The 25580-nt window shown below is 69.0% G+C and carries 26 protein-coding genes; 14 read left to right on the top strand and 12 right to left on the bottom strand.

The genetic code is table 11. The features are described 5' to 3' along the window. The first annotated feature begins 95 nt into the window (after positions 1 to 95). Complete coding sequence (locus NVV99_RS02835; protein WP_041803311.1) at positions 96 to 764, top strand: DUF5642 family protein; 669 nt, start codon at positions 96 to 98, stop codon at positions 762 to 764. A 169-nt stretch (positions 765 to 933) separates the two neighbouring features. Further along, a complete protein-coding gene (locus NVV99_RS02830) occupies positions 934 to 2070 on the top strand; it encodes a DUF4192 domain-containing protein (RefSeq protein WP_024100702.1) in 1137 nt (378 codons plus the stop codon). Between the two features lie 19 nt (positions 2071 to 2089). Here NVV99_RS02830 and galE read toward each other — a convergent pair whose 3' ends face one another. After that, positions 2090 to 3082 (bottom strand): UDP-glucose 4-epimerase GalE, encoded by a 993-nt coding sequence (gene galE, locus NVV99_RS02825; protein ID WP_175427942.1) that lies wholly within the window; start codon positions 3080 to 3082, stop codon positions 2090 to 2092. Between the two features lie 45 nt (positions 3083 to 3127). Continuing rightward, positions 3128 to 3814: a metal-dependent transcriptional regulator gene (locus NVV99_RS02820; RefSeq protein ID WP_006551330.1), complete on the bottom strand. Its 687-nt coding sequence runs from the start codon at positions 3812 to 3814 to the stop codon at positions 3128 to 3130. Between the two features lie 104 nt (positions 3815 to 3918). Between NVV99_RS02820 and NVV99_RS02815 the strand changes: the two genes are divergently transcribed. Continuing rightward, the gene (locus NVV99_RS02815) at positions 3919 to 5190 is read left to right on the top strand and encodes an acetoin utilization protein AcuC (RefSeq protein WP_006551331.1); all 1272 of its coding nucleotides are present in this window, start codon (positions 3919 to 3921) and stop codon (positions 5188 to 5190) included. 106 nt (positions 5191 to 5296) lie between these two features. Then, positions 5297 to 7951 carry a bifunctional GNAT family N-acetyltransferase/acetate--CoA ligase family protein gene (locus NVV99_RS02810; protein ID WP_051424908.1) on the top strand — a complete coding sequence of 885 codons (2655 nt, stop codon included), beginning with the start codon at positions 5297 to 5299 and terminating at the stop codon, positions 7949 to 7951. 105 nt (positions 7952 to 8056) lie between these two features. Here NVV99_RS02810 and NVV99_RS02805 read toward each other — a convergent pair whose 3' ends face one another. From NVV99_RS02805 to NVV99_RS02795, 3 genes are all read right to left on the bottom strand, one after another. Further along, positions 8057 to 9019, bottom strand: coding sequence for a sigma-70 family RNA polymerase sigma factor (locus tag NVV99_RS02805; protein WP_006551332.1), 963 nt, complete (start codon positions 9017 to 9019; stop codon positions 8057 to 8059). Positions 9020 to 9187: 168 nt separating this feature from the next. Next, on the bottom strand, positions 9188 to 10666 hold the full coding sequence (locus tag NVV99_RS02800; protein WP_024100705.1) for a methyltransferase: 1479 nt from the start codon (positions 10664 to 10666) through the stop codon (positions 9188 to 9190). Between the two features lie 37 nt (positions 10667 to 10703). Next, a complete protein-coding gene (locus NVV99_RS02795) occupies positions 10704 to 11063 on the bottom strand; it encodes a DUF3099 domain-containing protein (RefSeq protein ID WP_006551334.1) in 360 nt (119 codons plus the stop codon). A 73-nt stretch (positions 11064 to 11136) separates the two neighbouring features. On the opposite strand from NVV99_RS02795, the gene NVV99_RS02790 reads away from it, so the two are divergent. Beyond that, positions 11137 to 11373, top strand: a complete 237-nt coding sequence (locus NVV99_RS02790) for a DUF3039 domain-containing protein (RefSeq protein WP_006551335.1) — start codon at positions 11137 to 11139, stop codon at positions 11371 to 11373. Here NVV99_RS02790 and NVV99_RS02785 read toward each other — a convergent pair. Continuing rightward, positions 11346 to 12719: a YihY/virulence factor BrkB family protein gene (locus NVV99_RS02785; RefSeq protein WP_024100706.1), complete on the bottom strand. Its 1374-nt coding sequence runs from the start codon at positions 12717 to 12719 to the stop codon at positions 11346 to 11348. The genes NVV99_RS02790 and NVV99_RS02785 overlap by 28 nt on opposite strands. 211 nt (positions 12720 to 12930) lie before the next feature. Between NVV99_RS02785 and NVV99_RS02780 the strand changes: the two genes are divergently transcribed. Continuing rightward, positions 12931 to 14658 carry a DEAD/DEAH box helicase gene (locus NVV99_RS02780; RefSeq protein WP_024100707.1) on the top strand — a complete coding sequence of 576 codons (1728 nt, stop codon included), beginning with the start codon at positions 12931 to 12933 and terminating at the stop codon, positions 14656 to 14658. 75 nt (positions 14659 to 14733) lie between these two features. Here NVV99_RS02780 and NVV99_RS02775 read toward each other — a convergent pair whose 3' ends face one another. Then, complete coding sequence (locus tag NVV99_RS02775; RefSeq protein ID WP_006551338.1) at positions 14734 to 14928, bottom strand: hypothetical protein; 195 nt, start codon at positions 14926 to 14928, stop codon at positions 14734 to 14736. Positions 14929 to 15186: 258 nt separating this feature from the next. Between NVV99_RS02775 and NVV99_RS02770 the strand changes: the two genes are divergently transcribed. From NVV99_RS02770 to NVV99_RS02760, 3 genes are read left to right on the top strand one after another with little or no spacing between them, the layout of a single operon-like run. After that, on the top strand, positions 15187 to 15567 hold the full coding sequence (locus NVV99_RS02770) for a DUF952 domain-containing protein (RefSeq protein WP_006551339.1): 381 nt from the start codon (positions 15187 to 15189) through the stop codon (positions 15565 to 15567). A gap of 10 nt (positions 15568 to 15577) precedes the next feature. Further along, complete coding sequence (locus tag NVV99_RS02765) at positions 15578 to 16060, top strand: cation:proton antiporter regulatory subunit (protein WP_024100708.1); 483 nt, start codon at positions 15578 to 15580, stop codon at positions 16058 to 16060. A 9-nt stretch (positions 16061 to 16069) separates the two neighbouring features. Beyond that, positions 16070 to 17284, top strand: coding sequence for a cation:proton antiporter (locus NVV99_RS02760; RefSeq protein WP_019289208.1), 1215 nt, complete (start codon positions 16070 to 16072; stop codon positions 17282 to 17284). Between the two features lie 98 nt (positions 17285 to 17382). Here the strand turns inward: NVV99_RS02760 and NVV99_RS02755 are convergent, their stop codons facing one another. Beyond that, entirely contained in the window at positions 17383 to 18756 is a 1374-nt protein-coding gene (locus NVV99_RS02755; protein WP_019289209.1) for an RNA polymerase sigma factor, read from the bottom strand. A gap of 134 nt (positions 18757 to 18890) precedes the next feature. Continuing rightward, positions 18891 to 19676 carry a polyphosphate--glucose phosphotransferase gene (gene ppgK, locus NVV99_RS02750; protein WP_024100721.1) on the bottom strand — a complete coding sequence of 262 codons (786 nt, stop codon included), beginning with the start codon at positions 19674 to 19676 and terminating at the stop codon, positions 18891 to 18893. Between the two features lie 99 nt (positions 19677 to 19775). Here ppgK and NVV99_RS02745 point away from each other — a divergent pair, with 99 nt between their 5' ends. Continuing rightward, positions 19776 to 20669: an inositol monophosphatase family protein gene (locus NVV99_RS02745; protein WP_051121554.1), complete on the top strand. Its 894-nt coding sequence runs from the start codon at positions 19776 to 19778 to the stop codon at positions 20667 to 20669. A gap of 86 nt (positions 20670 to 20755) precedes the next feature. On the opposite strand, the gene cei is transcribed toward NVV99_RS02745, so the two are convergent. Further along, positions 20756 to 21439 carry an envelope integrity protein Cei gene (gene cei, locus NVV99_RS02740; RefSeq protein ID WP_024100723.1) on the bottom strand — a complete coding sequence of 228 codons (684 nt, stop codon included), beginning with the start codon at positions 21437 to 21439 and terminating at the stop codon, positions 20756 to 20758. 361 nt (positions 21440 to 21800) lie between these two features. Here cei and NVV99_RS02735 point away from each other — a divergent pair, with 361 nt between their 5' ends. Further along, complete coding sequence (locus NVV99_RS02735) at positions 21801 to 22103, top strand: DUF4193 domain-containing protein (RefSeq protein WP_006551346.1); 303 nt, start codon at positions 21801 to 21803, stop codon at positions 22101 to 22103. Between the two features lie 184 nt (positions 22104 to 22287). On the opposite strand, the gene NVV99_RS02730 is transcribed toward NVV99_RS02735, so the two are convergent. After that, entirely contained in the window at positions 22288 to 22740 is a 453-nt protein-coding gene (locus NVV99_RS02730) for a DUF3093 domain-containing protein (RefSeq protein ID WP_006551347.1), read from the bottom strand. Positions 22741 to 22866: 126 nt separating this feature from the next. Between NVV99_RS02730 and dut the strand changes: the two genes are divergently transcribed. Further along, entirely contained in the window at positions 22867 to 23337 is a 471-nt protein-coding gene (gene dut, locus NVV99_RS02725; protein ID WP_024100725.1) for a dUTP diphosphatase, read from the top strand. A 1-nt stretch (position 23338) separates the two neighbouring features. Next, the gene (locus NVV99_RS02720; protein WP_024100726.1) at positions 23339 to 24235 is read left to right on the top strand and encodes a DUF3710 domain-containing protein; all 897 of its coding nucleotides are present in this window, start codon (positions 23339 to 23341) and stop codon (positions 24233 to 24235) included. Positions 24236 to 24247: 12 nt separating this feature from the next. On the opposite strand, the gene NVV99_RS02715 is transcribed toward NVV99_RS02720, so the two are convergent. Beyond that, a complete protein-coding gene (locus NVV99_RS02715) occupies positions 24248 to 24979 on the bottom strand; it encodes an alpha/beta fold hydrolase (RefSeq protein ID WP_063714178.1) in 732 nt (243 codons plus the stop codon). Positions 24980 to 25162: 183 nt separating this feature from the next. On the opposite strand from NVV99_RS02715, the gene NVV99_RS02710 reads away from it, so the two are divergent. Next, a complete protein-coding gene (locus NVV99_RS02710) occupies positions 25163 to 25537 on the top strand; it encodes an OB-fold nucleic acid binding domain-containing protein (protein ID WP_006551351.1) in 375 nt (124 codons plus the stop codon). The last annotated feature ends 43 nt before the right edge of the window (positions 25538 to 25580 follow it).

Genomic DNA, 25580 nt, shown 5'->3' with positions numbered 1-25580 from the left:
GTCGACGACCGAGGGAGGTTCGGGTGACCCGACGCGACACTCGTCCGAGGCGCCGCGCATCGGCCGCCCGAAGCGCGGTGGCGACAGCGTGCCTGATGCTCGCATCCGCCTGCTCCCAGACCGTCTCCGGCGACCCCCGGCCCGAACCGGCAGCCCTGACGGGAACCGCGCCTGCACCTGCACCCGCGATTGTCCGGGCACTGGGCGAGCTGGTGCTTCCTCCCGAACGTTTTCCCGAACCGTACGTCGCGGTGGTCCTCCCACCGGAGGCCGTGGCACAGGCAGCGCCCGACCTGACCGGGATCCAGCCCGGCTCGAAGGTCGATCCGGGCGGATGTCTGCCGCCCGCGCAGAATTACGGCCCCGAGAGCACCGCCATGGTGGTCGGTACCGACAACGCCAGTCGCGCGACGATCAGTGTCGAGGTCACCCGTTCCGCTCCGGACGTCGGCGAGTACCGCACCTATCTCACCGAGTGCTCGCAGGTGGACGCCACCGTGCGGGGGATCACCTCGACCGTCTCGACCGTCCTCGGCGACGATCCCGCGATAGCCGTCGACGGGGCCGAGACGCTGGCCCTGACCCGCACGGTCGACTCCGGCAGGGGATCGGGTGGCATGACGCAGTCGATGGCCGCGCGGATCGCGCAGATCGGGGACGTGCGTGTGACGGTCACGTACCTGTCCTTCGACGCGGCGCCGCCCGACGCCGACAATCTCGACCTCGTGTTCCGGGAGGCCGTCGACTTCGCCGCCCGCCCCTGACGGGGCCGGGCGCGCACCCTAACAGCGTTCACCGACGGGATCGTCCGTTCGGCACGGGTCGACGATGCCGGTCGCGGAGTTGTCCACAGCCGGCCGGTTCATCCCCAGAAGGCCGCGGAACGACCCCGGGAGTCGCTTTCCGCTCGGGCCGATGGGCCACGGTTCGAGCATGACAACTTCCACGCCTTCGTCGTCGCATCCCCTCCGTCTCACCGATGTCGGTGACGTGATCGCCGCCCTGCCCGCCCTCATGGGCTTCCCGCCGATGCGTTCGATCGTCGTGATGTGCCTGACCCCGACGGGTGACGCTCCGACCCGCCCGAACGGGAAGGTGGCGAGTATCGGCGCCGTGATGCGGCACGACCTCGTCCTGCCCCGGCCCGGAGAGTCGGTCCCGGAACCCATGCGCGCGGCGTTCCGGCGCTTCTGCGCCGTCTGTGCCCGCGAGGGCGCGGAATCTGTGGTGGCCGTTCTCGTGGACGACGATCTCATCGACCGGCACGATCCGGTGATCGCCGACGTGTGCAGGCTCGTCGACGACTTCGCCGACCATCTCGACGCCGTCGGCATCGACCTGGCGGGGGTGTACGCGCTACCGGAGATCACCGGTGGAGCGACCTGGTTCGTGCCCGGCCAGAACATCACCGGCAGCGTGGCCGATCCCGGGTCCTCGGTGGTCGCGGTGGCCCGGGTGTTCGAGGGCAGCCCGATCCGCGGCTCCCGCACCGAGCTCGCCGCACTGCTCGCGCCGTATCCGCCGGCGGTGAGGCAGGAGGTCGCGCGGTGTATCGACGAGGTCGTCGAGACCCGCGACCGCGAGTACGAACGCTGTGCCCGCGAGGGCGGCGGCGAACGCGCCGACCGTCTCGAACTCGAAACCGTGCTCGCACACATCGAGACGTACGCCGGCGGAACGGATCCCAGCGCGTCCGACATCGCCGAGCTGGCCGTCCTGCTCGCCAACCGCACGGTGCGCGACGCCGCCATGGGACTTGCGACCGGACCGCTCGCACGGCCGGCGGAGCGTCTGTGGACCGAGCTCGCCCGGGCCCTGCCCGATCCCGAGCGGGCCGATGCCGCCGCGCTTGTCGGCTTCGGCGCTTACGTGCGCGGCGACGGTCCGCTCGCCGGCGTCGCGCTCGCAGCGGCCCTCGAATCCGATCCCCGCCACCGGCTTTCGGATCTGCTCGACCAGGCCCTGCAGGCGGGACTGCGTCCCGAGTCGATCCGTGGCCTCGCGGAGACCGGACACGAGATCGCGGCGCGGCTGGGACTCGAACTGCCGCGCGGCGACGAACCGTCCTGAACCGGAGCCGTGTCCTCGATCAGCGTCGAGCAGCGTGCAGCCGGTCGCCGAGAGACCGGGTGAACTCCCACGCATCGGAGACGATCTCGTCGAGATCGGTGTGCTGGGGGTTCCACCCGAGCTCGGAGATCGCGCGGCTGCTCGAGGCGATGAGCACGGCCGGATCACCGGCACGGCGCGGCGCGTCGACCGCTGCGATCGGCAGGCCCGTGACTCGCTCGCACGCCGAGATGACCTCGCGGACGGTGAAGCCCTCTCCGCTGCCGAGGTTGTAGATGCCGTGGCGGCCGGGTTCGGACTTCGTCAGTGCCAGTACGTGGGCGTCGGCGAGATCCTTGACGTGGATGTAGTCGCGCACCGCGGTGCCGTCCTTGGTCGGCCAGTCGGTGCCGAAGACCGAGATGTGATCGCGCACACCGAGAGCGACCTGCAGCACGAGTGGGATCAGATGCGTCTCGACGACCCGGTTCTCCCCGGCACCGCCGTAGGCGCCGGCGACGTTGAAGTACCGCAGACTCGTCGCCGCGAGACCGTGAGCGTGCGCGTACGAGGAGATCGCATGATCGATGGCGAGCTTCGACGCACCGTATGGGTTGGTCGGCCGGGTGGGCGCGTCCTCGGTGATCGGCACGCTGTCGGGTTCGCCGTAGGTCGCGGCGGTGGAGGAGAACACCAACCGTGGGGTACCCGAGCGGCGGACGGCCTCGAGCAGGGCCAGGGTGGTCACCACGTTTCCTTGCCAGTACTTCTCGGGGAACTCCACCGACTCGCCGACGAGGGACTGTGCACCGAAGTGGAGGACGCCGTCGAAACGGGATCCGGAGAGCAGTTCGTCGGCGACGGCCGCGATGTCGCCCTCGACGAACTCGGCACCGGTGGGCACCGCTTCGGCGTTCCCGGTGGACAGGTCGTCGACGACCACGACGTCGTGGCCCTGCTCGAGCAACACGGTCGTGCACACGCTGCCCACATAGCCGGCGCCGCCGGTCACCAGAAGTCTCACGCTGGACATCCCCTTTTCGCACGCCCGTACCGGACATGCGAAAAGGGGCCTGGGTCAGACCTGCTTCACCTGCACGGCGTGGGCCATCTCGTCGGAAAGCTCGAAGCTGTCGTGACCGGCCACGGTGATGGACACCGAGCCCGGTCGCGTCTCGACTGTAACCCGCGCGTCCGGGACCACACCGGCCTCACGCAGTCGCGCGATGACCTCGGGGTCGGACTGGACGTACTCCGCGAGCCGGCGTACCACGACCGCGGTCGGCTTGCCGTGCGGGATGTCCGTCAACCGCACCAGCTTCTCGTCGAGGACCGCCGTGCGGTCGAGGCCGAGCTGGGCCAGTCCTGGAATGGGGTTGCCGTAGGGGGAGGTGGTCGGGTTGTTGAGCACCTCCACGAGACGGCGCTCGACCTCCTCGCTCATCACGTGTTCCCAGCGGCAGGCCTCGGCGTGCACGTTCTCCCAGTCGAGACCGATCACGTCCACGAGAAGCCGTTCCGCGAGCCGGTGCTTGCGCATGACCGAGACCGCGAGATCGCGGCCCTTCTCGGTGAGCTGCAGGTGGCGGTCGCCGGCGACCCGGAGCAGGCCGTCGCGTTCCATGCGGGCCACGGTCTGGCTGACCGTCGGTCCGCTCTGTTCGAGGCGCTCGGCAATACGCGCGCGCAGCGGCACCACGCCTTCCTCTTCCAAGTCGTAGATGGTCCGGAGATACATCTCCGTTGTATCGACCAGGTCCTTCACTCTCACACCCCTTCGTCTGGGCCGATTCTAACCGTGCGAACAGGACGGTGGGGGCGCCCTCCGAGGCTCGCATGTCCGTGGGTGGACCAGTAGCGTCTGTGTCCATGACCACGAGCTCCACCGCGGCGGGCGGTACGACACAGCTGAGCGGCGATCGGATAGTGGTGTGGAGCCCCGACTACCTCGACTACCGGTGGGGTCCGACACATCCGATGAACCCCACGCGTCTCGATCTCACGATGGCGCTGTCCCGCAGTCTCGGTCTCCTCGAAGGCGTCGAGACGGTCCGCCCGTCCCCTGCGGACGACACCGATCTGCTGCGCATCCACACCTCGTCCTACGTCGACGCGGTCAAGCGCGCGGGCTCCGCTCCGGAGGGAGCGGCACCCCCGGCCGACGCACCCCACGGTCTCGGCACCGAGGACAACCCGATCTTCCCCCGTATGCACGAGGCCAGCGCGACGCTCGCCGGGGGAACCCTCGCGGCCGCACGCGAGATCGCGAGCGGCCGGGCCCGCCGTGCGGTGAGCATCGGGGGCGGCATGCACCACGCGATGGCCGACTGGGCCGCCGGGTTCTGCGTCTACAACGACGCCGCCATCGCGATCTCGTGGCTGCTCGACCACGGCTACGACCGCATCGCCTACATCGACGTCGACGCCCACCACGGCGACGGTGTGCAGCACGCATTCCTCGGCGATCCCCGCGTCCTGACCATCTCCCTGCACCAGCATCCCGCGACGCTGTGGCCCAACACCGGGTGGTCCAGCGAGGTCGGTTCGGGTCCGGCCGAGGGCACCGCGATCAATCTGCCGGTACTGCCGGGCACCGTGGACGCGTTGTGGTTGCGCGCCTTCCATGCCGTCGTGCCGGGCGCGGTCGCGGCGTTCCGCCCCCAGATCCTCATCAGTCAGTGCGGTGCCGACAGCCACCGCGAGGACCCTCTGGCCGATCTCTCCCTGACCGTCGACGGCCAGCGCGCGTCGTATCTCGCGATGCGCGATCTCGCCGACCGCTACTGCGAGGGTCGCTGGCTCGCCGTGGGCGGCGGCGGTTACGGCCTCGTGCGGGTGGTGCCGCGCGCGTGGACCCACTTGATCGCCGCGGCGCTGGACCGCGAGATCGATCTGAGCACCCCGGTTCCGGCGGACTGGAGCGAGCGCGTCGGCGCTCTCGCTCCGAGCGTCGAACTGCCCACGGTCATGGGGGAGGGCTCCGACGTCTCGTACCTGCCGTGGGACGGTCCCGGTGGCACACCGGAAACGGGGATCGCGTCCCTGGACCGCGCACTGACCCGCATCGATTCGGCGATCATCGCCACGAGGCGGGCGGCCTTCCCGCTGCTCGGCCTGGACCCGGAGGACCCCCGTGACTGACCGGCAGAATCCCTCGGCGGCACCGGACTCCGCGTCTGCGACGGGCGCGGCCCCCGCGCAGGGTGCCGGGACGACAGGGGAGACCGACCCCGCGCGCGAGGCGGCGCTGGCGCGCGCCCGCGACTATCCGCGGCACTGGGTCGCCGACGTGCTGGCCTCGGACGGCGGTGTCGTACACCTGCGGCCGATCGTCCCCGAGGACGCTGACGCGATCGTCGCCTTTCACAGCAAACTGTCCGAACGCACCCGCTATCTGCGGTACTTCGGTCCGTACCCGACGATCTCGAAGAAGGACCTGTTCAACTTCACGGTCGTCGACCACAAGTCCCGGGTGGCGTTCGTCGCGGTGCTCGGCGACGAGATCATCGCCGTCGGGCGGTACGAGGGACTCTCGCACGAGGGCGACGGTCTCTCCGCCGAGGTGGCCTTCACCGTCGCCGACGCTCACCAGGGACGCGGTCTCGGTCCGATCCTGCTCGAACATCTCGCCGGCGCGGCCGCCGAGAACGGACTGCACACCTTCGTCGCCGAGGTCCTCGCCGAGAACCGGCACATGATCACGGTCTTCCGGGAAGCCGGCTACCAGGTCAGCCGCAGCTTCGAAGGGGGAGTCGTCCGGCTCGAGTTCGCGATCGACCCCACCGAAGCCCTCGTCTCGGTCCGCAACGCCCGCGAACGCGCCGCCGAGGCGCGCAGCGTGCGCAACATCCTCGGTCCCGGCAGTGTCGCCGTCATCGGTGCCTCCACCGACAGCCGCAAGGTGGGCAACGCCGTGCTGGTGAACATGCTGCGCAGCGGGTTCACCGGGCCGGTCTACCCGGTCAACGCCGAACACCGGTCCGTCCGAGGTGTCCGCGCCTACCCGACCGTCCGCGACATCCCCGATGAGATCGATCTCGCGGTCGCCGCCGTCCCCGCCGAATCGATCGACTCGGTGCTCGACGACTGTCTCGCGAAGGGTGTCAAGGCCCTGCTCGTCGTCTCGTCCGGTTTCGGCGAGACCGGACCGGAGGGTCGCGACGCCGAGCGGCGGCTCACGCTGGCCGCGCGGTCGCACGGTATGCGACTCATCGGGCCGAATGCTCTCGGTGTCGCCAACAACGATCCCGCCATCCGACTCAACGCGACCCTCGCGCCCGTGCTCCCGGCGTCCGGCAACGTCGGTTTCTTCTGCCAGTCCGGCGCCCTCGGCATCGCGATCCTCGACGAGGCCGCCAAGACGGGTGTCGGACTGTCGTCCTTCGTCTCGGCCGGCAACCGCGCCGACCTGTCCGGCAACGACCTGCTGCAGTACTGGGACACCGATCCTGCCACCGAAGTGGTGCTGCTGTATCTGGAGAGTTTCGGCAACCCGCGCAAGTTCTCGCGCATCGCGCGGCGGGTGGCGCGCAGCAAACCGATCGTCGCCGTCAAGAGCGGCCGCCACGCGGTGCCGCCGGCGCTCGCCGCCCGGACGGGGGAGATGGACGACACCATCGTGCGGTACCTGTTCGAGCAGGCCGGTGTCGTCCAGGTCGAGTCCATCGGCCAGCTCTTCGACTCGGCCCTGCTGTTCGGTTACCAGCCGCTGCCCGCGGGTCCCCGCGTCGCCGTGGTCGGCAACTCCACCGCCCTGGGTCTGCTCGCCGTCGACGCCGCCCGCGGCCAGGGTCTGCAGGCACCGGACGCGGTAGATCTCGGCGCGCAGGCGTCGCCCGAGGAATTCGCCGAAGCCGTCGCCCGGGCGCTCGACTCACCCGATGTCGACTCGGTGATCGCGGTCTTCGTCCCGCCGGTCGCCGTCGACGTCCAGCCCTACGCGCAGGCCCTGCGCGACGCCGTCGCCGGGTCGGAGAAGCCGGTGGTCACGACCTTCCTGGCGACCGAGGGTATCCCCGACGTCCTGGCCGTGCGCGGACCGGACGGCAACCCGACCCGCGGATCCGTGCCGTCCTATCCCGGTCCGGAACGAGCGGCGCTCGCCCTGGGGCGGGCGTGGCGGTACGCGAAATGGCGCAGTCGTCCGCCCTCGCAGGTCGTGCGACCGGCGGGCATCGATCCCGAGCGCGCCCGTGCGCTCGTGGACGGCTGGCTCGAGACGACTCCCGAGGGTCGCTACCTGTCGGATACCGAGGCGGCCCTGCTGCTGTCCTGCTACGGAGTCGAGGTCGCGGACTTCCGCGCCGTCACCACCGAGGAGGAGGCGGTCGCGGCGGCGGACGAGATCGGCTTCCCCGTGGCGGTCAAGGCCACCGGTGCGCAGTGGCGGCACCGGCCCGATCTGACCGGGGTCCGGCTCGATCTCGTAGACGCCGATTCGGTACGGATCGCCTATTGCGACCTGGCCGCGGTGTCGGGGGAGCCGTTGATGCACGTGCAGCGGATGGCCCACAAGGGCATCGGTTGCGCGATCCGTGTGCAGGACGACCCGTCGTTCGGTTCGCTCATCTCGTTCGGTCTCGCCGGTGTGATCTCCGACCTGCTCGGCGACCGCGCCTACCGGGTTCTTCCGCTCACGGAGGACGAGGCGGTCGAGTTGATCGACGCGCCGAAGGCGGCGCCGTTGCTCTCGGGCTATCGCAATGCCGCACCGGTGAACAAGCCGGCACTCGTCGACTTCGTCCAGAGGATCTCGGCGCTCGCCGACGACCTGCCCGAGGTGCGCGAACTGGTGTGCGAACCGGTCCTGGCCTCGGTGGTGGGAGCCGAACTCACCGACGCGCACGTGCGGATCGGGCCCGAACCGCACCCGCTCGACCTCGGACCGCGCCGTCTGCGCTGACGGCAGTCCGGCGGCCGAACACCTGCCGGAGAAGGCACCCGAACGGCAACGATCCCCGAGAACCCAGCCCGGTTCTCGGGGATCGGATACCGCTGACGCGCCCGGTCAGCTGGCGTAGGCGCGAAGGCGCTCGGCGCGGTCTCCTTCGCGGAGCTTGACCATCACTTCGCGTTCGATCTGCCGGACACGCTCACGGGACAGCCCGAAGAGCTTGCCGATCTGATCTAGGGTGCGGGGCTGGCCGTCGTCGAGGCCGTAGCGCAGCCGGATGACCTGCTGTTCGCGCTCGTCGAGCGTCGCGAGGACGCTGCGGACGTCGCTGTGCAGGAGTCCGGCGATGACGGCGGTCTCGGCGGACGTCGCCTCGGCGTCCTCGATGAAGTCGCCCAGCGGGGCCTCCTCGTCGTTGCCGACGGGCATGTCGAGGCTCACCGGGTCGCGGCTGTGGTCGAGCAGGTCGGCGATCTTCTCGACGGGGATACCCGACTCGTTGGCGAGTTCCTCGTCGGTCGCCTCGCGGCCGAGCTGCTGGTGCAGCTCACGCTTGATGCGGGCGAGCTTGTTGACCTGTTCGACGAGGTGGACGGGGAGCCGGATCGTGCGGCTCTGGTCGGCCATTCCGCGGGTGATGGCCTGACGGATCCACCACGTCGCGTAGGTCGAGAACTTGAAGCCCTTCGCGTAGTCGAACTTCTCCATCGCGCGGATCAGGCCGAGGTTGCCCTCCTGGATGAGGTCCAGCAGGGGCATACCGCGTCCGGTGTAACGCTTCGCCAGCGAGACGACGAGGCGCAGGTTCGCCTCGAGCAGGTGGCTGCGAGCGGCCTGTCCTTCGCGGACGATGATCGCGAGGTCGCGCTTCTTCGCCGCCGACAGACGCTTCTTCGTCTCGAGCAGGTGCTTGGCATACAGGCCGGCCTCGATCCGCTTGGCCAATTCCACCTCGTCGGCTGCGGTGAGCAGAGCGGTCCGTCCGATGCCGTTCAGGTAGACGCGAACGAGATCGGCTGCGGGGCTCTGACCGTCCAGGTCGGAATCGAAGCGAGCGGTGGTTTCGGGGCGTGCCATGACGTGCCTCCTCATCGGTGGTGTCTCACAGGGTTCAACGACCGGCGAAGCGGTGGAGTTCCCGTCGGTCTCGGAGTACCACCGCGCTGACCTGCACTAACCCGATGAGCTCCTGAGAAGTTGCTGAGAGAACCGAATCGTGGAACCTCAGGAACGCCCCGGAGGGGGTCAGACGGGCTCGATCAGCCCGTGCCGCACCAAGCCGTGCACGAGGCCCACCGATTGCGTGAGGAGGTCGTCCTCGTCCTCGCCGTGCGCGGCCGCGAGCAGCGACACGAGATCCCCGAGCGGAAGACCGTCGGCGCGCATGCCGCCGAGCAGGGCGGCCGCGAGGTCGTCCACCTCGTGCTGCCAGGCCGGACCGCCACCGCGATGCACCCGCACGACCACCTGGTCCCACCCGTCCTCACCGGGCAGGTGCACCCGCTCGAGGGCCGTGTCGGGCCGCACCGCGAAACGGGCCTCGAGCACCTCGTGCGTACGCAGCCAGTCGAGGCGCCGGAAGTAGTCGACCGCCTCGTCGCCCAGCGCGTCGGTGAACGCGTGCCGCAGGTCCTCGGCCATCACATCGGACGGCAGGTCGGTGCGGCGCAGGTAGACGAACCCGAACCCGACGCCCTCGACGCCCTGCTCCTCGAAGTGGTCGAGCCACTGCTCGGCGCGCACCGCGACCTCCGGCTCGCGTTGATCGGCGTCACCGTCTCGCAGCCACGTCCCGACGTAGAGGGCCGGATCGGCGACATCGCGCTGCACGATCCAGGCGTCGACGCCGTGTGACGGCAGCCACGATGCGACGCGGGTCCGCCAGTCCTCGCCCTCGACGTGCACCCAGGACGCGAGCATCGCGGCGGTGCCGCCGGGATTCAGGTGTTCGGCGGCCTGCGAGATCATGAGCCGGCTGGCGCCGTCGAGATCGAGACCGGAATCGCGGTAGCTGTGCTCGACACGTCCGGCGCTCACCACGAACGGTGGATTCGCGACGATGCGGTCGAAGGTCCGGCCGGCGACCGGCTCGAACCACGACCCCTCGAGAAGATCGATGTCGATCTCGTTCAACGCGGCGCTCGCGGCGGCCAGGGTCAGGCAGCGGGGGTTGATGTCGGTCGCGGTGACCTCGTCCGCGTGGTCCGCGGCGCGGATCGCCTGCACCCCGCAACCGGTGCCGAGATCGAGCACCGAACCGACCCGATCGGTCGGGGTGGCCTGCAGCAGCGACAGGGAGGCCTGACCGACGCCGAGGACGTGATCGGGGCGGGTCGGGACGGGCCGGATCGAGCCGTCGAGATCGGACAGCACCCAGCGGCTGCCGGTCCCGGCGTCGAGGGGCCGCAGGTCGAGAGCGGCCCGCACGCCGTCGCCGTCGCGTTCGACGAGTCCCGCCTGCACGGCCTGCTCCGTCGTCACCGGAGCGAGAGCCTGCGCGACCTCGTCCTCGGGGCAGGTGTCCTGGAGGAGGAACAGCCGCACGAGCACGCCGAGATCGCCCGCACCGCGCGCGATGCGCCGAGCAGGGACGGGTTCGCTACGCCCGAGGGCGGCGTGCGCCTCGGGGCCGAGCATTTCCCGGACGGTGTCGAGGTCGTAGCGGCACCGGATCAGTGCGGTGCGCAGAGCCGGGCAGAGAGACAGGAGAAGGTCGCGGTCCACCACGACATTCTCGCAAGCGTCCCGTCCGGGGTCCCTGTCAGCCGTCGATCACATGGTGGCGGGACGACTCGATCGCCGGGGCATCGTCGAAGCGGCCGTCCCAGCGGCTCGGTTCGTCCTTGCGGCGCGGCGGCCGGTCGTTGGCGATGAGGACGGCGATCCACGGCAGCGGGATCGACACCCCGATGATCGCCATCGAGATCCAGGGATTGGCCCATACGCCGTACGCGATCGCCGCCAGCAGCAGGGCGGGGATGCGGACCGACATGATGGTGAGGTACTTGCGAACCCGTGCTCGGTGCTGATCCTCGAGCGACGCCTCCGCCGCGGTGATCAGAACCGGGTTGTCGGGCGATCCGTTCTCGGGGGATCCGCCGAAACCGTGAGTTCTCGCCATGTCTTCCACCTTCCCACGCCGGGCCGTCGCACGCACATACACATCCGGCCCTTCCGTGCGGCATCATGGACACGTGAGCACGGATATCAAGGAACGGCCGGATACCACCACCGACGAAACGACCGACGACGACACCCCGAAGTTCTTCCACTACGTGAAGAAGAACAAGATCGCCGAGAGTGCGGTCATGGGTACCCATGTGGTCGCGCTGTGCGGTGAGGTCTTTCCGGTGACCCGGTCGCCGAAGCCCGGCTCGCCGGTGTGCCCCGAATGCAAGAAAGTCTACGACGGTTTGCGCAAGGGCGACTGAGACACCTGGTGGAATACCTCGTCGTCCGCCGCGGCGTCGGGTGATTCCGGCGACGGTCTTGCTGCCGGCGAAGACGGTGATACTGCCTCCACCGTCAACAGTTCGGTCTGGGCCGGGGGAACTTCGGATCCCCCGGCCTCGTCGTCGTGCGAGGCAGTGTCGTCGTGCGAGGCAGTGTCGTCGTGGGGAGCAGTGTCGTCGTGGGGAGCAGTGTGGTCGTGGAGGGCAGGCCGATCGTCCGGCGCCGCATCCGACTCGACGGGTTTCCCGTCGATCGGCCACGACTCGGGTTGGCGATCCCCGGGCCGGATCAGGTCCGACAGCCGGATGGTCGTGGAGCTCGTCAACCGGCGGGTGAGGTTCGTCACCGGTCCGCTGTCGGGCGACGGATCACGGGCCGACTGCTCCGCGAGCCAGATCCGCCACTGCTCCAGACGCGTGGCGCGCGCCGGCCAGAACTGTTGCACCGTGGCGTTGAACTCCGCTCCGAGGACCACGGCGAACCCCAGGAAGAACGTGAACAACAGGAACGCGATCGGGGCGGCGAGCGCACCGTAGGTGTAGCCCGTGGCCGCGACCCACGTCAGGTACCACCGCAGGATCACGCTCGACGCGAGGAAGAACACCCCGGCCAGCACCGCGCCACCGAGCAGTCGGTGCCACGGCAGTGACTTCGGCAGCGCCACCTTGTACAGGGTCGTCAGACCGATCAGTAGGAGCAGACCCACCGCGGGGAAGTAGAAGGTGTCGATGATCCGTGAGCCGACATCAAACCAGGCGTCGGGCAGCAACCGGCCGATCAGAGTGGGTCCGAGCGCTACGAGCGGCATCGTGAACACCGCCAGGATCAGGAAGATCACGTAGAGGAGCAGCCCGAAGATCCGCTGCCACACCGGGTGGCGATGGTCCTGCTGGTGGTGCGCTTCGACGATCGAATCCACGAACGTCGAGATCGCCGACGATCCTGCCCACAGCGACAACACGAAGCCCAACGACATCACGTCGGCGCGACCCCGACGGAGGACGTCCTCGACCGTGGGCTCGATGATCTGGTCGACCACGCTGTCGCTGAAGACCGAGCGGAGGAAGGTGACGGTCTTCGACGTGATGATCTCCACCGTGTCGGGACCGAACCAGCCACCGACGTAACCGAGACTGCCGAGCAGACCGAGCAACAGGGGCGGCAGTGAGAGGGTCTGCCAAAAGGCCGCGGTCGCCGCCTTGCTGAAGATCGAGTGGTCCCAGGCCGACGACAGGGTGTGCGTCACGACCTTCCAGCCCTTTCCGACCGCGCGGCGAACGCGGCGGGAGGGTGCCTGTGCGGGGGATCGTGGTGTGTCGTTCATCTACTTCCAGAATTCCTGAAGACACGCTCGCGTGCGCGCACAGGCAGGTGAGGGCCTCTCGAATTCTGCCACGCAGTCCTCGGAGAACCCGCCGACGCCGCGGCTTCGGCGGGTTCGCGGGCTCCGAGACGATAGGCTGCATGACGGTCGGCGCCCGGACGAGTGCGGTGGCACCGACCCGAGCGAAGCGGACAAGGAGCACGAGAAACCGGTGAGCACCGAAACCGTCGGACAAGCTACGACCTCCGCCCCTGTGGCCCAGCTACGTGCCTGGCAGCGCCGCGCCCTCACCAAGTACCTCGCGACGAAGCCGCGCGACTTCCTCGCCGTCGCGACCCCCGGCGCCGGTAAGACGACCTTCGCCCTCCGGGTGGCGTCGGAGCTGCTGCGCGACCGGACGGTCGACCAGATCACGGTGGTCGCCCCCACGGAGCACCTCAAGCACCAGTGGGCGGGTGCTGCGGCCCGCATCGGCATCGCGCTCGACTCGAACTTCACGAACTCCACCGGGCAGACATCGAGCGACTACCAGGGCGTCGTGGTCACCTACGCGCAGATCGCCTCGCACCCGTTCAAGCACCGTGTGCGCACGGAGGCGCGTCGCACCCTGGTGATCCTCGACGAGATCCACCACGGTGGCGACGCGAAGAGCTGGGGTGAGGGCATTCTCGAGGCGTTCGGGGACGCGACCCGCCGTCTGGCACTGACCGGTACGCCCTTCCGCAGCGACGACAGTGCGATCCCGTTCGTGAGCTACGAACCGAACGAGGACGGTCTGCTGCAGTCCAAGGCCGACCACGCCTACGGCTACGCCGACGCACTCGCCGACGGCGTCGTGCGCCCCGTCGTATTCCTCGCGTACTCGGGCGAGGCGCGCTGGCGCACGAGTGCGGGGGAGGAGTTCACCGCGCGACTGGGAGAGCCTCTCAGCGCCGAGCAGACGGCCCGGGCGTGGCGGACGGCCCTCGATCCCCAAGGCGACTGGATTCCTGCGGTGCTGGGGGCGGCGAACACCCGTCTGCAGCAGCTGCGTGCCGGCGGCATGCCGGACGCCGGTGGGCTCGTCATCGCCACCGACCAGACCACCGCGCGTGCGTACGCGAAGATCCTCGAGTCGATCACCGGCGAGATGCCGACCGTCGTGCTCTCGGACGATCCCACCGCCTCCGACCGCATCTCGCAGTTCAGCGAGGGCAACCAGAGGTGGATGGTCGCCGTGCGCATGGTGTCCGAGGGCGTCGACGTCCCGCGACTGGCGGTGGGTGTGTACGCGACCAGCGCCTCGACCCCGTTGTTCTTCGCGCAGGCCATCGGCCGCTTCGTGCGGTCGCGCCGCAAGGGGGAGACGGCCAGTGTCTTCCTGCCGTCCGTGCCGGTGCTGCTCGAGCTCGCCAGCCAGCTCGAGGCCCAGCGCGACCACGTCCTCGGCAAGCCGCACCGGGTCAAGGAGGGCTTCGACGACGAGCTGCTCGCCGACGCGAACCGGCGCAAGGACGAGCCCGGCGAGGACGAGAAGGCCTACCACTCGCTCGGGGCGGACGCCGAGCTCGATCAGGTCATCTACGACGGATCCTCGTTCGGCACCGCGACATTCGCGGGTTCCGACGAGGAGGCCGATTATCTGGGGCTCCCGGGTCTGCTCGACGCGGAACAGATGCGGGCGCTGCTGCGTCAGCGTCAGGAACAGCAGCTGAACAAGCCGAAGGCCGAACCGGCACCCACGCCGCCGCCCCAGGTGACCGAGCGTGTCGAGACCGCCGACACCCTCGCCCAGCTCCGTCGCGAACTCAACTCGCTCGTCGCGGTCGTGCACCACCGGACCAGGAAGCCGCACGGGGTGATCCACGGCGAACTGCGTCGCCAGTGCGGTGGTCCGCCGACGGCGATGGCGACCGCCGAGCAACTGCGCGACCGGATCGCGATCCTGCGCAGTTGGTGACGACGAGAACGGGCGACCACCTCGAGGTGGTCGCCCGTTCGGTCGGGTCTCGGAACCGTGGTTCCGGACGGCGGATCACACGGTGGCGTCGGACTCGCTCACGATCGTCGCTCCGAGTTCACGGAGGCGGTCGGTGTGCTCGTTCGCGTGGTGCCCGCAGAACAACAGTTCTCCGCCGGTCGGAAGGACGGCGCGGACACGAGCGGCGGCATTGCACCGATCGCAGCGATCTGCAGCGGTCAATTTCGGGCTGGTCAACGTACCGGGCATGACTCCTCCAAACTGGCCACCGCTCATATCGGGTGCCGGGGTCTGGTCCGCCGCACCGGCCGGCGCGGTGGATCTACTCTGACAGACGATTCGTATTCACGTGTTGTTCCCCTGGATGCCCAATGGTGGCGTGTTTCACGCATCGAACAGCGAAAATGCTTCGACATGGCCGTTTTCCGCACGGTGTGTTCGCTCACAGCGCAGAGCCCGAGGGGGCCGGAAACGCCCCGGACGGGCTGTCCGACGCACAATGACGCCATGACCGAGACCCTGCTGCACATCATCTCCCGCGACGACTGGGACCACTTCCGACCCCTCGGGGCGGTCGTGCCGGACTCCCTCGGGACCCAGGGTTTCGTCCACCTGTCGACCCCGCACCAGGTGCACCTGCCCGCCGACCGGTTGTACGCAGGCCGCACGGACCTCCTCCTGCTGCGCGTCGACCCGACGCGCCTCGTCGACCCGCTCCGTTTCGAACCCGGCGTACCGGAGGACCCGGAGTCGATGCGCTTTCCGCACCTCTACGGGCCCCTGCCCGTCGACGTCGTTGTGGAGGTGACGCCCTACCTGCCGGGACCGGACGGTCGGTTCCCGCCCCTGGACCGGGAGCGAGCGGATGCCGTCGGTCCGGAGGACTAGTCTTTCGACCATGATCGTCGACGTGACGCCGCTTCCCGGGATCGGTGTACGCAAGGACTTCGAACTGGCCTCCGGGCGCCGCATCGGGGTGATCACCCATCGGGACGGTCACAGCGACCTCATCATCTCGAAGGCGGGCGACCCCGACGCGTGTGCGGCCTCCCTGCCTCTCACCGTCGAGGAGGCGGCGACGCTCAGCAATCTGCTCGGTGCCCCACAGCTCGTCGCCCAGTTGCGTGAGGACCACCGCGACCTGCCCGGAATCCTCACCCGCCAGCTCCACATCCACGAGGATTCGCGGTTCGACGGAGCGGTACTGGGCAACACCGCGTTGCGCACCCGCACCGGTGTGTCCGTCGTGGCCGTGATGCGTGCCGGTCAGGTCATGCCGTCCCCGACACCCGACTTCGTTCTCACGGGTGGGGACATTTTGGTGACGGTCGGAACGGCCGACGGTCTCGACGCGGCAGCCAGGATCCTGCGCAACGGCTGATCCCGCAGAATGGACACGACGACACTCGCACTCATCGAACTGGGTGCGGTGTTCTTCGGACTCGGCGTCCTCGGACGGCTCGCGGCGCGGATCGGCATGTCGCCGATCCCGTTCTATCTGATCGGCGGCCTGTGCTTCGGCAATGGTGGCTTCATCCAGCTCGGCGATATCGGGGCGTTCAGTCACATCGCCAGCGAGATCGGCGTGGTCCTGCTGCTGTTGCTGCTCGGTCTCGAGTACACCGCGAACGAGTTGATCAGCGGCCTGCGACGCTCCCGGATGGCAGGCCTGCTCGACCTCGCCCTGAACGCGGTGCCGGGAGCCGCCATCGCGCTGATCCTGGGTCTCGGACCCATCGGCGCCTTCGTGCTTGCGGGTGTCACCTACATCTCGTCGTCCGGGATCGTGGCGAAGGTCCTCGCCGATCTGGGGCGCCTCGGCAACCGCGAGACACCGGTCGTCCTGTCGATCCTCGTCTTCGAGGATCTCGCGATGGCCGTCTACCTCCCGATCCTCACTGCGATCCTGGCGGGCGTGAGTCTGCTCGGCGGCCTCGAAGCCGTCGCGATCTCACTCGGTCTCGTCACCGTGGTGTTGGTGCTGGTGGTGCGATACGGGCGCTACGTCTCGGTCGTGCTCGACAGCCCCGATCGGGAAACGCTGTTGCTCAAGCTGCTCGGCGCAGCGCTACTGGTGGCGGGGATCGCGTCGGCCCTGCAGGTGTCCGCGGCCGTGGGCGCCTTCCTGCTGGGCATCGCCATCTCCGGTTCGACGGCACACAACGCGGTCCGGGTCCTCGAACCGCTCCGCGACCTGTTCGCCGCCATCTTCTTCGTCTTCTTCGGGCTGAACACCGATCCGACGGCGATACCGCCGGTGCTCGGCTGGGCGATCCTGCTGGCCGTGCTGACCGCGCTGACGAAGCTCGTCACCGGATGGATCGCGGCGGCCCGTCACGGTATCGCCGTGATGGGCCGGGCGCGCGCCGGCGCGGCACTCATCGCCCGGGGAGAGTTCTCCATCGTGATCGCCGGGCTGGCCGTCGCCTCCGGACACGTCGACAGTCGCCTCGCGGCGATCGCTTCGGCATACGTGATGATCACCGCCGTGCTCGGTCCGGTGGCCGCGCGGGTCGTCGAACCGGTGATGCGGTTCGCATCCACACGACTCCCCGGAGGTGACGAGCGACAGCGCCTTCCCGGAGACGAACCGGAGCTTCTCTAGCGGCCCCTTCTCCAGCGGCCTTCTTCTGCTGACCTCGGGGTCCGGAACGAAGAACGAGGGCCGCCCGATCGGATGGCCCTCGTTCTTCGTGACGGATGTCAGTCGAGGTAGTCGCGCAGCACCTGCGACCGCGACGGGTGGCGCAGCTTCGACATGGTCTTCGACTCGATCTGACGGATGCGCTCGCGCGTCACGCCGTAGACCTGACCGATCTCGTCGAGGGTACGCGGCTGGCCGTCGGTGAGGCCGAAGCGCAGACGCACGACGCCCGCTTCACGCTCGGACAGGGTCTCGAGCACCGACTGCAGCTGATCCTGCAGCAGGGTGAAGGAGACGGCGTCGACGGCCACGACGGCCTCGGAGTCCTCGATGAAGTCGCCGAGCTGGCTGTCGCCCTCGTCGCCGATCGTCTGGTCGAGGGAGATGGGCTCACGCGCGTACTGCTGGATCTCCAGCACCTTCTCCGGCGTGATGTCCATTTCCTTGGCGAGCTCCTCGGGCGTGGGCTCGCGGCCCAGATCCTGGAGCAACTCGCGCTGGATACGACCGAGCTTGTTGATGACCTCGACCATGTGCACCGGGATACGGATGGTGCGGGCCTGGTCGGCCATGGCACGGGTGATGGCCTGACGGATCCACCAGGTCGCGTAGGTGGAGAACTTGTAACCCTTGGTGTAGTCGAACTTCTCGACCGCGCGGATCAGACCGAGGTTGCCTTCCTGGATCAGGTCCAGGAACGCCATGCCGCGGCCGGTGTAGCGCTTGGCGAGCGAGACGACGAGACGGAGGTTCGCCTCGAGCAGGTGGTTCTTGGCCCGGTTGCCGTCGCGGCAGATCCAGTTCAGATCGCGGCGCTGCGCGACGGGGAGCTTCTCGCCCTTCGCCGCCAGCTGCTGCAGCATGTGGGTCGCGTACAGACCGGCCTCGATGCGCTTGGCGAGCTCGACTTCCTCCTCCGCGTTGAGGAGGGCAACCTTGCCGATCTGCTTGAGGTAGGCGCGCACGGAGTCGGCCGAGGCGGTGAGCTCGGCGTCCTTGCGTGCCTGACGCAGCGCCTCGGACTCCTCCTCGTCCCAGACGAAGTCGCCCGAGGCCTTGTCCTTCTCGCTGGGCTCGTCGTCCTCGACCACCACATCCTCGGCGCCGGCGAGATCACCCTCCGAGACCTCGAGGTCTGCGAGGTCCGCTTCCTCGGTGGCGTCGAAGTCCTCGTCGCCCGAACCCGCAGCCTTCGTGGCCTTCTTTGCTGCCTTCTTCGCGGTGGTCTTCTTGGCGGCTGCCTTCTTCGCAGGAGCCTTCCTGGCGGCCGCCTTCTTCGCGGGGGCCTTCTTCGCAGCGGTCTTCTTCGCCGGCGGCTTGGCACCGGGAGCGGTGCCCTCCGCGGAGTCCGCAGCGCCTGCGACGCTCGAAGCGTCCGCAACGGGTGCCGATTCGTTGGCGGAATCAGCGGTGTGGATGTCGGTGGCTGCCACGTACGCCCTTTCGTGACGAGGTAGTGCGGCGTCGCGCCAGAGTGATTCCGGCGGAGAGGTCTGTCGGGATGAGGGCCGGTTCCGGCCTGCTGGGGACCATTGTAACGATCCCTCGGGCGGCCGATGCGCCGGACTCAGGGAGTGACACCTGTTTTCGCAGCATAAGCAGCCCCTACGATTCCCGCCGCGTTGCGCAGTTCGGCGGGGACCACCGGGGTGCGGTTGGTCAGGAGCGGGATCCACTTCTCGTGCTTGCGGCTGATGCCGCCGCCCGCGATGAACAGGTCGGGCCAGAGCAGATCCTCGAAGCGGGCGAGGACGCGCGAGACCTCCTTGGCCCACTGCTTGTACGACAGGTCGTTGCGCTCCTTGACCGACGAGGCGGCGCGGTGCTCGGCCTCCTTGCCGTCGACCTCCATGTGCCCGAACTCGGTGTTGGGCAGCAGTACACCGTTGTGCAACACGGCCGAACCGATCCCGGTGCCGAAGGTCAGGAGGATCACCACGCCGTCGGTGTCCTTGGCGGCACCGAAGCGGTCCTCGGCGATTCCCGCGGCGTCGGCGTCGTTGAGCACCGAGACGTCCCGGCCGCCGAGCACCCGCGAGAAGAGGGATCCGGCGTCGGTCCCGATCCACGACTTGTCGATGTTGGCGGCGGTGCGGGCGACACCTCCGGTGACCACGCTCGGCAGGGTCACGCCGACGGGACCCGTCCAGCCGGCTTGTTCGACGATCTGCGCCACCGTCTTCGCCACGGCCTCGGGAGTGGACGGTTGCGGAGTGAGGATCTTGATGCGGTCGCCGACCAAGCGGCCCGTGTCGAGATCCACCACGGCACCCTTGACGCCACTTCCCCCGATGTCGACTCCGAATCCGTGGTTGACGGGAGTCGCTCGGTCCGTGGGGACGTCCTGTGCCATTGCGTACTTCCTCTCGCTGGGTGGGGCCGGCTGCTCCGCTCGTGGAAACGATAGTGCCCGGTGTCACCGGGTGCGGGGTCGGTGGCGAAACCGTCGGCACTGTGTTCGGATCGGTTCGTGCACGCACAGAGAACAATCCCCGAATCCGAGTTGTCCGCGCTGAGGGATGTGGCGGTGACCGTCGCCCGTGAGGCCGCGTCCTACGTCCGTGTACGCCGGGTCGAGCTGTTCGGTCCTCCGGGCTCGGGGGAGGCCGCCAGTGTGGGGACGAAATCGACGGTGACCGATCCCGTCACCGCCGCCGACACCGAGAGTGAGGAACTCATCCGGCGTCGGCTCACGGAACTGCGGCCGGGCGACGCCTTCCTCGGCGAGGAGACCGGGGCCGACGGCGGGACGGCGACTGCCGCGAGCGGAGTCGTCTGGGTGGTCGATCCCATCGACGGCACCGTCAACTTCGTCTACGGACTCCCCGCCTCGGCGGTCTCGGTGGCCGCGCGGGTCGACGGACGCTCGGTGGCCGGTGCCGTCGTCGACATCGCCTCGGGGGAGACGTTCTCGGCGGCAGAGGGTCTCGGTGCCCATCTGGACGTCGACGGCACGCGGGTGCCGTTGCGATGCAATCCCGTGACGGATCCGCGACTGGCGCTCGTGGCGACCGGCTTCTCGTACTCGCCGGCACGACGCGCACGTCAGGGTGAGCTGGTGGCGGCGCTGCTACCGAGGGTGCGCGACATCCGGCGTGTCGGAGCGGCCGCCCTGGACCTGTGCATGGTCGCGGCCGGCAGGGTCGACGCCCACTACGAACACGGACTCGGTCCCTGGGACTGGGCGGCGGGGGCGCTCGTCGCTGCGGAAGCCGGTGCGGTGGTGCGTGTCCCGAGCGGCACCGGGGACGACGGGGAACTCACGGTCGCGGCCGCGCCGGGGATCGCGGCCGATTTCGAAACTCTGCTCGCCGAAATCGGAGCGCTCGACGCAATTCCGAATTGACCGTTTCGTCACATCATGAATTGTGGTTCGTCACCTTTTACCGCAACAGTGACGAAAAACAGGATGCACGGTCTGTGAAAAGAGATTCAGCACCGGGCATTGCGTGCGGCCGTGAGTAGATCGAGGTCGAGCGGAGCCGTCTCCTCGCCCGCCGGGACCTCGCGTAGTGCCCGCAGGACCTCTTCGGCATCCGGCCCGGGGGAGATGTCCCGGAAGTAGGTTCCCAGCGCGAGGTCGACGGTGTCGTCCTCGCGTGTGTCCTGCACCAACTCGGCGCACGGGGCGAGCAACCACACCGAGGACGCAGCAGCGCGCCCGGCCTCGCCGAAGCGGATCTGCCCCTGGCACTGCATGTTCTGGTCGACGTAGACCGGATCGTTGCCGGCCTGCACGTCGGGCGGGCTCGAGAAACCGTAATCGCTCAACTGAGCGGCCACGTGCGTGGCCTGGCCGCGTTCGCCGTTGGCGTTGTAGACGCGCACCCGGGTGGCCGTCAGGGGAGCGGGTTCGACCTCGAGCAGCGTCGACCGGTCCACGACCTCGCCGAGCGGAGCCGGTTGCGGGCCTTCGGGGTCGGTGGCCTCGGTCGGGGGAGCGTTGCACGCCACGGTGGTCGTGACGGGCTCGGACGAGGTGAACACGGAGGACCACACGACGATCGTGCCTGCGGCGAGGACGGCACCCGCCACGGCGGCCGGGACCACCCGGCGCCGACGGAACGGGCGGCCGCGGTCATCGGTTGCGCTTCCTTCGGTGATCAGGGAAACCACGCGGCCCTGCCTCTCGTGTCATGCCGTGTTCGTCGCACTCACTGTAGAGGTCGCGGACGTGGTCGGTGGAACCGCCGAGCCGAGGAAATGTCACGAGTCGTTGTGTTGTTGATGACGATTGCCAGACAATTCCCGGCGTTTCCACGCATCGATTGCATATTCGTGCGTGAGGTCGGCTATTGTTCGGCGGCCGAACCGTCCAAGAATGGGCGGTGCGGCGCGAAAACAGAGTCAATTCGGGTATGCCACAGCAATGGCACACCCGTCGGGAACTCCAACGGACGGCCGTGCGTTGCCCTGGCCGGGAGCACCGTCCGTGTCCCGGCCGGCTACCGGTACGAGTACTAGAAGGTAAGAGGAAATGGCGACTGACTACGACGCACCCCGGCGGACCGACAGCGACGATGTGTCGGAGGATTCACTCGAGGAACTGAAGGCCCGGCGCAACGAGGCCCAGTCCGCTGTGGTGGACGTCGACGAATCGGACACCGCCGAGTCCTTCGAGCTGCCCGGGGCGGATCTGTCCGGCGAAGAGCTGTCGGTGCGTGTCGTCCCGAAGCAGGCCGACGAATTCACCTGCTCGAGCTGTTTCCTGGTGCATCACCGGAGCAGACTCGCGAGCGAGGAGAACGGTGTCATGATCTGCCGGGACTGCGCAGCGTGAGGACATAGGGCAGCGTGAGGACATAGGTGCGAAACGAGGCCGGGTGACGACGATGCGCCGTGGTCACCCGCGTCTCCCTCCTGCGTGCCCCGGCGCCGCGGCAGCCTCTGCTGTTCCCGGCATCCGGGGCCGTGTCGTATCCGGGCCCTGTCGTATCCGGGGACCCGGTGCCCGTTCGAACAGCCTACTTGCGGGTCGGATCGTCCTTGCGGCCCGACTCGTCGCAACCCAGCGCCGCGAGCAGTTCGGCAGGCCGCCGCGTGCTCACCAGCCAGTAGGGTGTCGGATCCTCCGGGTCGTCGAGCACGACGAGCGCCATGGTCCGCACCCAGGGACGGTGCTGGACGAACGCCGCCGGATCGAGCTGGCGGCCCATCGCGGCGCTCTTGGCCGACGCCGGAACCACCACACCCCGCGAGATCACGTCGACGGGCAGATGTGCGCGACCGACGACGAGTTCGCCGTCGACCACCTCGACCCGGCTGCGTGAGAGCCAGGTCAGGACCCAGATCGGGACCGGGAGCAGAAGGACGTAGGGAAGCCACGCGTACATCCCCGGGGCACCCATGTGCAGCTCGGCCGCGAGCAGGGCGGCCACACCGAGCCCGATCGGCCACCACCACCACGGCACCCACATCCGCTCCGAGAAGGTCGGAGCGTCGGCCGTCGGAGGTGTAGTCGGTGAGGTGCGCGAGGAACGGGACACACCGTAAGGATAGTCGCCTCGGCGGAGCGACCCGGCACGCGAGTAGTCTCGGACGACGTGACCGATCTTCCCCCGATACCGCTGCGCCGGCTCGATCCGGAGCTCCCCGTGCCCACTCGTGCCCACCCCGGTGACGCCGGTGTGGACCTGTGCACGTCGGTCGACGTGACCCTCGGCCCGGGGGAGCGGGCGCTCGTCGGCACCGGCATCGCCGTCGCGCTGCCCGTGGGCACGGTCGGCCTGATCCACCCGCGTTCGGGCCTCGCCGCCAAGTTCGGTCTGTCCGTCGTGAACGCTCCCGGGACGGTCGACGCGGGCTACCGTGGAGAGATCAAGGTGTGTCTGATCAACCACGACACCGAGCGCGCCGTCGAACTCCGCCGAGGCGACCGCATCGCGCAGCTGCTCGTCCAGCGTGTCGAACTCGTCGGATTCGTCGAAGTGGACGAGCTCGACGACACGGCGCGGGGCAGCGGCGGATACGGATCGAGCGGCGGGCACGCCGGCCTCGTGAAGGAGGGTTCCTGACATGTTCGGACGACGCCGCAAGGACCGCGGGTCGAACATCGAGGCGACCGACGCCGCTTCCGTCGGCGACCTCGGCGCGTACGACGAGCCCGCCGACGAGGAGTACGACGAGTACGCCACCGGAAGTGCGGCCGATTCCGGCCCGTACGACATCGACGAGGTCGACGAGGAGACGGTGACCGCCTCCCGTCTCGACCTCGGATCCGTGCTCGTACCGCTGCCGGCCGGTGGTCAGATCCAGGTCGAGATGGCTCCGAACGGGACGCCGCAGAACGTCCATCTCGTGACCCAGTTCGGGCGCATCACGGTCTCCGCGTACGCCGCACCGAAGTCGCCGGGACAGTGGCGTGAGGTCGCCGCCGAGCTCGCGGAGACGCTGCGCAACGACAAGGCCGAGGTCAGCATCGAATCGGGGCCGTGGGGTCGCGAACTGCACGGCAGGACCGCGAACGCGGATCTCCGGTTCATCGGTGTCGACGGCTTCCGCTGGATGATCCGCTGCGTCGTCGCGGCGCCCTCGGGGAACGCCGGAGCCGACTCCGAACTCGTCGGGATCGCACGGTCGGTGATCTCCGGCACCGTCGTCCGTCGCGGATCCGAACCCCATCCGGTCCGTACACCGCTGCCGATCGTGTTGCCCGAGGCACTCACCCGCCAGCTCGTCGCGGCGCAGGAGCAGCAACAGCAGGCCGCCGCGCAGCAGCAACAGCAGGCCGCCGCGCAGCAGCAACAGCAGGCCGCCGCGCAGCAGCAACAGGGCGCAGCTCCGGCGCAGCCCGCTCCGCGGACGGCCCCGCCGGAACAGCCCGCCCAGCAGACGCAGCAGGTCCCGCCCGCCCGGCAGACGCCGCCGCGCCGCGGCGAATCCGGTTCGGCGATGCAGCAACTCGGCTTCTGAGGCCGGTACCGATCATCGGTTCGGGACGGGGACGATCCTGTCGAGTGCGGCGAGGCACAACCTCCCGAGCACGGAGGGGTCGTCCCCGACCTGTTCGAGTGTCACCGTCGCGAGTTCCGCGTGAGGGATCTCCCGCGACCATTGCCGCCCCACTGCGAGCGGATGAACCGCGTCGTCCACCGCGGCGGCGATACCGACCGGCACGGTCACGGCACGCAGTTCGTCGACGTCGAGTGCCCGGTAGTGTGCGGCCTCGTCCAGCGCGGACGGGAGATCGGGCCACTGGGCGCTCCACGAACGCGTCAATTCCCGGGCGAGCCAGGGCGGACTCGACGCCGTCATCGCAGCGGTGACCGTATCGAGCCCGTGGGCGCGCAGTTCGGAGGCCGTCCACCGCGCGCTCGCGGCGGCCGGCGCCTCCCGCGGATCGCCGGTCCATGCAGGTAGGGCAGCGAGGACGCCGACGACCCGGTCCGGATTGTCGTATGCCCACCTCAACGCGACGGCTGCACCGATCGACACCCCTCCGACGAGGATCGGCCCGTTCTCGGCCGCCTCGTCGAGCGCGGTGAGATAGCTCGCCACCACACCGCGCGGATCCGGATCGACGGCGATCGGGATGATGCTCCGCCGTCGGAGTTCGGCGCCGAACGCCTTCTCGGCGAAGCATGCGTCCGAACCCGTGCCGGGAAGCACGACCGCGGTGCCGGCGGTCGGGGGGACCGGGGATTCGCTGTGGGACATGCGGACGATCCTGCACCATCGAACCCCGGAGACCGCGCTCACCTGCCCGCACAGCAGGACGACCGACGGCTGCACGCGCGTGTGCACCGTGCAACTTGTATCCGGCGAGAATGGGTCTACAGTGGCGGGCGAAGAAGAGTCCGGTGGCGCGAGATCCGTGCCCCTTCCGTACAGGAGCGTGTTATGGCTTCCCCGGCCGGCTACCTGCGTCGGCTCACACGGCGGCTCACCGAGGACATCGAAGAACTCGATGCCGAGCAGATGGCCGAATCCTCGCACTCCACGGGCGCCCTACCCGTCGTCGAATGCGCCCGCGGTCAGGAAGTGACCATGTACGGACGTCTTCGCAGTGTCGAGTCGTGTTCGCGTGCCGCTGCCGCCGTCGTCGAGGCGGAGTTCTTCGACGGGACCGACTCGATCCAGCTCGTGTGGATCGGTCGTCGGCGCATTCCGGGGATCGAGCCCGGGCGTACGTTGATGGTCCGCGGTCGTGTCGGCGAACGCGACGGACGCAAGGTGATCTACAACCCCTACTACGAGCTGCGCGAGCCCGCCTGACCTCTGTGCGCGCGGAGTGGTGCCCCTGGTGCACGCAGGGTCG

The organism is Rhodococcus sp. PAE-6 (assembly GCF_025290685.1).
In the GTDB taxonomy this organism is placed as follows: Bacteria; Actinomycetota; Actinomycetes; order Mycobacteriales; family Mycobacteriaceae; genus Rhodococcus; species Rhodococcus pyridinivorans.
This window is presented reverse-complemented; position numbering and strand designations above follow the sequence as displayed.